This window comes from Nonomuraea aridisoli (assembly GCF_003236395.1).
Classification (GTDB): Bacteria; Actinomycetota; Actinomycetes; order Streptosporangiales; family Streptosporangiaceae; genus Nonomuraea; species Nonomuraea aridisoli.
In genome coordinates this window covers 1-5,893 of record NZ_POUD01000410.1, presented here as the reverse complement: position 1 = coordinate 5,893, position 5,893 = coordinate 1, and the positions used below count along the sequence as shown (strand labels likewise).

Here is a 5,893-nt window from a genome sequence, read left to right as displayed (position 1 = left end):
GCCCTCACCCACGGCCGCACCGCCCACCCGCTCGCCCGCGACGTCGTCCGGCACGTCGGCGAGCCGGTCGTCATGGTCGTCGCCGCCGACCGGTACGCCGCCGAGGACGCCTGCGCGCTCATCGAGGTCGCGTACGAGCCGCTCAAGCCCGTCGTCGGCCTGGAGGAGGCCGTCCAGGGGGCCAACCTCGTGCACCAGGACGTGCCCGGCAACATCGGCGCCCACCTCGTCCAGGAGGTGCCGGGAGCCGACGGGCGCGGCGCCAGGGAGGCCATCGAGACCGCGCCGCACACGCTGGCCTTCCGGCTCGACATCGAGCGCAGCGCCAGCATGCCGCTGGAGGGCCGCGGCGTGTACGCCCGCTGGGACGGCCGCGACCTGCGCGTCTACTCCAGCACCCAGACCTCCACCAGCGTCCGCATGGCCGTCGCGGCGGCGCTCGGCCTGCCGCTGCCGCAGGTCGAGGTGATCGCCCCCGACGTGGGCGGCGGCTTCGGCGTCAAGATCGTGCACCCGTGGCCGGAGGAGATCCTGGTGCCCTGGGCCGCGATGAGGCTCGGCCAGGAGGTCAAGTGGGCCGAGGACCGCCGGGAGCACTTCATCTCCTCCGCCCACGAGCGCGGCCAGGTGCAGTACGTGCGCGCCGGGTTCGACGACGACGGGCGGCTGCTGGGGCTGGAGGTGACGATCCTGCACGACCACGGCGCCTACACGCCGTACGGGATCATCGTGCCGATCGTCACCTCGACGCAGCTGCTGGGGCCGTACAAGGTGGGGGCCTACCGGGTGGAGTTCAGCTCCGTCTACACCAACACCGTGCAGGTCACGCCCTATCGCGGGGCCGGGCGGCCGCAGGGCGTGTTCTGCATGGAGCGCACCATGGACAAGATCGCCCGCTACCTCGGGAAGGACCGCACCGAGGTGCGCGCGGCCAACTTCATCCGGCCCGAGGAGTTCCCGTACGACCAGGGGATGACGTTCCAGGACGGGCGGCCGCTGATCTACGACAGCGGCGACTACCCGGAGATGCTCCGCATGCTCAAGGAGCTCATCGGCTGGGACTCCTTCGAGCGGGCGCCCGGCCGCGGCATCGGGATCGGCTGCTACGTCGAGGGCACCGGCGTGGGCCCGTACGAGGGCGGGCACGTGCAGGTCACCTCCGACGGCCGGGTGCACGTCTCCACCGGGCTCACCTCGCAGGGGCAGGGGCACGAGACCGTGTTCGCCCAGATCGCCGCGACCGAGCTCGGCGTGCCCATCGAGCGCGTCAGCGTCGTCACCGGCGACACCCGCCGGTTCGGCTACGCGGTGGGCACGTTCGCCTCACGCGCGGCCGTCGTCAGCGGCAACGCCATCGCGCTGGCCTGCCGGAAGGTCCGCGAGAAGGCGCTGCGCATCGCGGCCGACGCGCTGGAGGCCGACCCCGCCGACCTGGAGATCGCCGACGGCATGGTGCACGTCGCCGGGGCGCCGCAGGCGTCGATCCCGCTGTCCACGGTGGCGGTGCTGGCCAACCCGCTGCGCTACGCCTTCGACGAGGAGGCGGCCCGCGCCACGCAGTTCTCCGCCACGGCCGCGCCCGACCGCCCGCCCGTCGCCGAGGGCGAGGAGCCGGGGCTGGAGGGGCGCGACTACTACTCGCCGATCCGCTCCACGTTCGCCGCCGGCATGCACGCCGCGATCGTCGAGACCGACCCCGACACCGCCGAGATCAGGGTCGTCCGGTACGCCGTCGTGCACGACTGCGGCAAGCTGATCAACCCCATGATCGTCGAGGGCCAGATCCACGGCGGAGTGGCGCAGGGCATCGGCGGCGCGCTCTACGAGCGCATGGTCTACGACCAGCACGGCCAGCTCGTCAACGCCTCGTTCATGGACTTCCTCATGCCGTACGCCACCGAGGTGCCCCGCGTCGAGACCGCCCACCTGGAGACGCCGTCGCCGCTCAACCCCCTCGGCATCAAGGGGGCGGGCGAGGCCGGCGTCATCCCCGTCTCGGCGGTCATCGCCTCGGCCGTCGAGGACGCCGAGGGCGTCCCGATCGACCGCATGCCCATCTCGCCGTCCGACCTCTTCCACCTGCGGGCCGGACGGCGCTGACGGGGTCAGGAGTCGTGCGGCTCGACCAGCGGCGTGTCGACCAGGTGCTCGATCAGGAACCAGCTCTGCAGCTCGTTGGTCCGGATGACGCTGGAGACCAGCAGGTCGTTGGTGCCGTCGTCGCCCATCTCCGCCGTGCGGGCGGCCGCGTCGTGGGCGGCGATGAGGATGGTCTCGTGCGACTCGATCAGTCGCGAGAGCATCGCCGGCACCTCCTCGACGCCGTTCGGCGGACGCGGGATCACGGTGACCTCGGCCACGTGCCGCGGGTCGCCGATCGCGACGCCGCCGAGGGTCGCGACGCGCTCGGCCAGCATGTCGATCAGCTCGAGCTGCTCGCCGGCGTGCTTGTCGAGCAGCAGGTGGAGCTGGTAGAACGTCGGGCCGCGCATCATCCAGTGGTGCTTCTTGTAGTGGTTGTAGAGGATCTGGGTGTCGGCCAGGATCTGGTTGAGCCGCTGGCAGGAGTACTCCCGGGCGTCCCGTGAGAGACCGAGCGGGAACATCCGCACGGTGCCGAACTCCTGGATCTCCACGCCGTTCAGGTGCAGCCACGGCTGGCTGCCGGCCTTGGTCCGGGGTGCCTTGGTGGAACGTTTGAATGCCACGCCCGTCTCCTTGGGACAGGTGAAACAGAAACATTCTGAAACCTCCCCGGTGGCACGCCAATTAGCGCCCTAAATCTGGACAAAAGGGCGTCAATCCGTCGGCGTGTGCGATGATCGTCGCCATGCGCGCCCCCGGTGGCGGCCTGACCGCCTTCCCCGACGTCCCCGCCGGCACCCGGCTCGTCGACCTGGCCTGGAACGACCTGGCCGAGGTGCCCGCCTGGGTGGCCGGGCTCACCGCGCTGGAGGAGCTGCGGCTCGACGGCAACCGGCTGAGCTCGCTGCCCGACCTGTCCGGGCTCACCGCGCTGCGCGCGCTGCACCTCGACGGCAACGCGCTGACGTCGTTCCCGAGCTGCCCGCCGTACCTGGAGACGCTCTTCCTGTACGGCAACCGCGTCGCCGCCCTGCCCGACCGGCTCCCGGCGAGGCTGCGGCACCTCGCGGCGGGCGCGAACGGGCTGAGCGAGGTGCCCGCCTCCCTGTGGAAGCTGACCGGGCTCGAATCGCTCAACCTCGCCGAGAACGCGCTCACCGAGATCCCCGCCGCCGTCGGCGGGCTCACCCGGCTGCGCATGCTCGACCTCGGCCACAACCGGCTCACCGACATCCCGCCGGAGCTCGGCGACCTGCCGCTGACCGACTACCTCTACCTGAGCGACAACCGGTTCACGCGGATGCCGGACGCCCTCGGGCGGCTGGGCCGGCTCGCGTACCTCAACCTCACCCACAACCGCCTCGAACGCCTGCCCGCCGCGCTCGGCGCCATGAGCGGGCTGGTCGAGCTGCGGCTCTACGACAACCGGCTGGCGGAGCTGCCCGAGTCGATCGGCGGCCTGGCCCGGCTGCGCGAGCTGCACCTGCAGCGCAACCGGCTCACCCGGCTGCCCGCCTCCGTCGCCGGGCTGGGCGAACTGCGCGTGCTCGACCTGCGCGGCAACCTGCTGCGCGCGCTGCCGGACGCGCTGCCGCCCCGGCTCACCCACCTCGACCTGCGCCAGAACCGGCTGCGCGAGCTGCCCGAGAGCCTGGCCGGCCTGCCCGAGCTGGAGAAGCTCGACCTGCGCTGGAACAAGCTCGACGGCGATCCCGAGGTGCTCGACCGGCTCCGGGCCCGGGGCTGCGTCGTCCTGCGCTGAACCGCTCGCGGTGGGGCTGCGTACCTCCGCACATGACGACATTTCCACGTCTGGCCGCTTTCGCGCTGCTGGCCGGACTGGTCGCCGGCTGCTCCTCGGGGAACGGCTGGGGCGACTACGTCGCAGCGGGAGAGAACCAGCAGGCCAGTGCCGCCCCCATGACGGTCGAGCAGATCTCCGCCAAGGTGGGCTGCGCGCCCAAGATGCAGGTCGAGGCCGAAGACGTCCGTACGGCCTACTGCAAGACCGGCGCAGGCGAGTTCTTCGTCAACACGTTCAAGACCGAGGCGCTCAAGGACGCCTGGATGGACCAGGCGCCCGAGTACAACCCGCACCTGGTCGGCCCGCGCTGGACGGTGCTCGGGCCGCTCGAGGTGCTGGAGGCGCTGAAGGGGCCGCTCAACGGCGACCTGCATCTGACCGACCACCGCGTCTCCCCGACGCCGGCCGCCGCCCCCGGCTGACGAACGTGTCGCTGAACCGCGAGCACCGTGGGTGCGTACCTTCGCGCATGACGACATTTCCACGTCTGGCGGTGCTCGTCCTGCTGGCCGGGACGGCCGCCGCCGGCGCCTCCGGGTGCGCCCCCACCGCGCCGGACGGACCCCCGCCCACCGTGGAGCAGCTCTCCGCCAAGGTCGGCTGCTCCCCTCGGATGCAGGTCGACGCCGGCGATCTCCGCAGGGCGTACTGCAAGACCCCGGACGGCGAGTTCTACGTCGTGACCTTCACCAGTCGCTCCCGCCAGGACGCCTGGCTGAACGCCGTCGCCCCGGGCAGCCCGCACCTGGCGGGCCACCTCTGGACGGTCACCTCGCGCGGCGACGTCCTCGGCCTGCTCCAGGAGCGGCTCGGCGGCGACCTGCGCCTGAGCCGCCACGGAGGCCCCTAGGGTCCGGCCAGTCCCCGTACGGCCCAGGAACGCGGTCAGCGCCCGCAACATCGCCTCCGGGGCCTCCTCGGCGGGGTAGTGGCCGCACGCGGGCAGGACGACGCTCTCCACGTCGTCGGCGGCGAGCTTCATCGTCTCGCCGACCGATGCGCCCGGGTTCTCCGCGCCTCCGATCGCCAGGACGGGAAGGGACAGCCGTCGAGCCCTGCGGTCGTGGTTCTGGGCGATGGTCGCGTCGAGCGCGCGGGGTAGTCGGGCAGGGCTTTCGCGGCCTTCGTGGCGAACTGGTGGCCGAAGTAGAGATGTTCGCGCCCGCTGACCAGTTGCTCGTCGACGTCGGTGAGGCGGTTGACGGCGAAGTGCCAGAGGCGGTCGTTGGCCTCCCGGCCGCCGAGGAGAGGCGGTGCGGGGGAGAGCCCCGGGATCGCGGCCTCGGCGACGGCCAGGCGGTCCAGCCGGTCGGGGTGATCCGCGGCGAGGGCATAGCCGGTCCACATCCCGACGTCGTGACCGACCATGGCGAAGCGCCGGTGGCCGAGCGCGTCCATCAGCGCCACCAGGTCGCGTGCGAGGGTGCCGGTGTCGTAGCCGTCCCGGGGTTTGTCGGACAGCCCGACACCGCGCGGGTCGACCGCGACGACCTGGAAGTCCTGAGCCAGCGCGGGCATCAGGAGGCGCCGGGCGTACCACGTCTGGGGCCGGCCGGCGAGGAGGAGCAGCGGGTACGCCGGCGCCTCGCTCGATGCCCTCGGCTCGGCCACCGGTCTCGGCCGCGGGTCTCTCTACGGCACGTTCGGCAACAAGGACGCCCTGTTCGGCCGGTGCCTCGACCGCTACGCCGCGATCTACGGCGCGCGGTGCGAGCAGGCCCTCGCGGCGCACCCCGATGATCCGGTGCGCGCGGTCGAGGCCTTCTTCGAGGTCGTCCTGGGCCGCATCGCCGAGCTGCGGTCCGTGGCCCGGCTCGCCTGCGCGACGGTGGCCGACACCCTCGCCCACGGCTGACGGCGCCACCGGGAACGCGCGTCCGCCCTGAAGCCGATCCCCGTCGCTCGAAGGCGAGTCCGAAACCGCTTTCGGGGCTTTCGGTGGATCAGGCGCCCGGGGGTGGGGCCGTCGATGACCTCACCACCAGTTCGTGGCGGGTGCGGCGG

General features: G+C 72.3%; 6 protein-coding genes. 4 read left to right on the top strand and 2 right to left on the bottom strand.

Annotation, left to right across the window (positions count from 1 at the left end; translation table 11 throughout):
* The coding region (gene cutA / locus C1J01_RS45580) for an aerobic carbon-monoxide dehydrogenase large subunit (protein ID WP_111185233.1) at positions 1-2,100 on the top strand (2,100 nt) is incomplete at its 5' end.
* A gap of 5 nt (positions 2,101-2,105) precedes the next feature.
* Here the strand turns inward: cutA and C1J01_RS45575 are convergent.
* Positions 2,106-2,708: a Dps family protein gene (locus C1J01_RS45575; RefSeq protein ID WP_111185232.1), complete on the bottom strand. Its 603-nt coding sequence runs from the start codon at positions 2,706-2,708 to the stop codon at positions 2,106-2,108.
* Between the two features lie 122 nt (positions 2,709-2,830).
* Between C1J01_RS45575 and C1J01_RS45570 the strand changes: the two genes are divergently transcribed.
* From C1J01_RS45570 to C1J01_RS50700, 3 genes are read left to right on the top strand one after another with little or no spacing between them, the layout of a single operon-like run.
* Positions 2,831-3,847: a leucine-rich repeat domain-containing protein gene (locus C1J01_RS45570; RefSeq protein ID WP_111185234.1), complete on the top strand. Its 1,017-nt coding sequence runs from the start codon at positions 2,831-2,833 to the stop codon at positions 3,845-3,847.
* 32 nt (positions 3,848-3,879) lie between these two features.
* Complete coding sequence (locus C1J01_RS45565) at positions 3,880-4,311, top strand: hypothetical protein (protein ID WP_111185231.1); 432 nt, start codon at positions 3,880-3,882, stop codon at positions 4,309-4,311.
* Positions 4,312-4,358: 47 nt separating this feature from the next.
* Complete coding sequence (locus C1J01_RS50700; RefSeq protein ID WP_181449327.1) at positions 4,359-4,739, top strand: hypothetical protein; 381 nt, start codon at positions 4,359-4,361, stop codon at positions 4,737-4,739.
* A gap of 128 nt (positions 4,740-4,867) precedes the next feature.
* Here C1J01_RS50700 and C1J01_RS45560 read toward each other — a convergent pair whose 3' ends face one another.
* Positions 4,868-5,500 (bottom strand): alpha/beta fold hydrolase, encoded by a 633-nt coding sequence (locus tag C1J01_RS45560; RefSeq protein WP_220040445.1) that lies wholly within the window; start codon positions 5,498-5,500, stop codon positions 4,868-4,870.
* Positions 5,501-5,893 lie beyond the last annotated feature (393 nt).

Excerpts from the sequence above, each read along its gene's own strand:
- C1J01_RS45570 (WP_111185234.1), top strand. The coding sequence starts at position 2,831 with ATGCGCGCCCCCGGTGGCGGCCTGACCGCCTTCCCCGACGTCCCCGCC.
- C1J01_RS45565 (WP_111185231.1), top strand. The coding sequence starts at position 3,880 with ATGACGACATTTCCACGTCTGGCCGCTTTCGCGCTGCTGGCCGGACTG.
- C1J01_RS50700 (WP_181449327.1), top strand. The coding sequence starts at position 4,359 with ATGACGACATTTCCACGTCTGGCGGTGCTCGTCCTGCTGGCCGGGACG.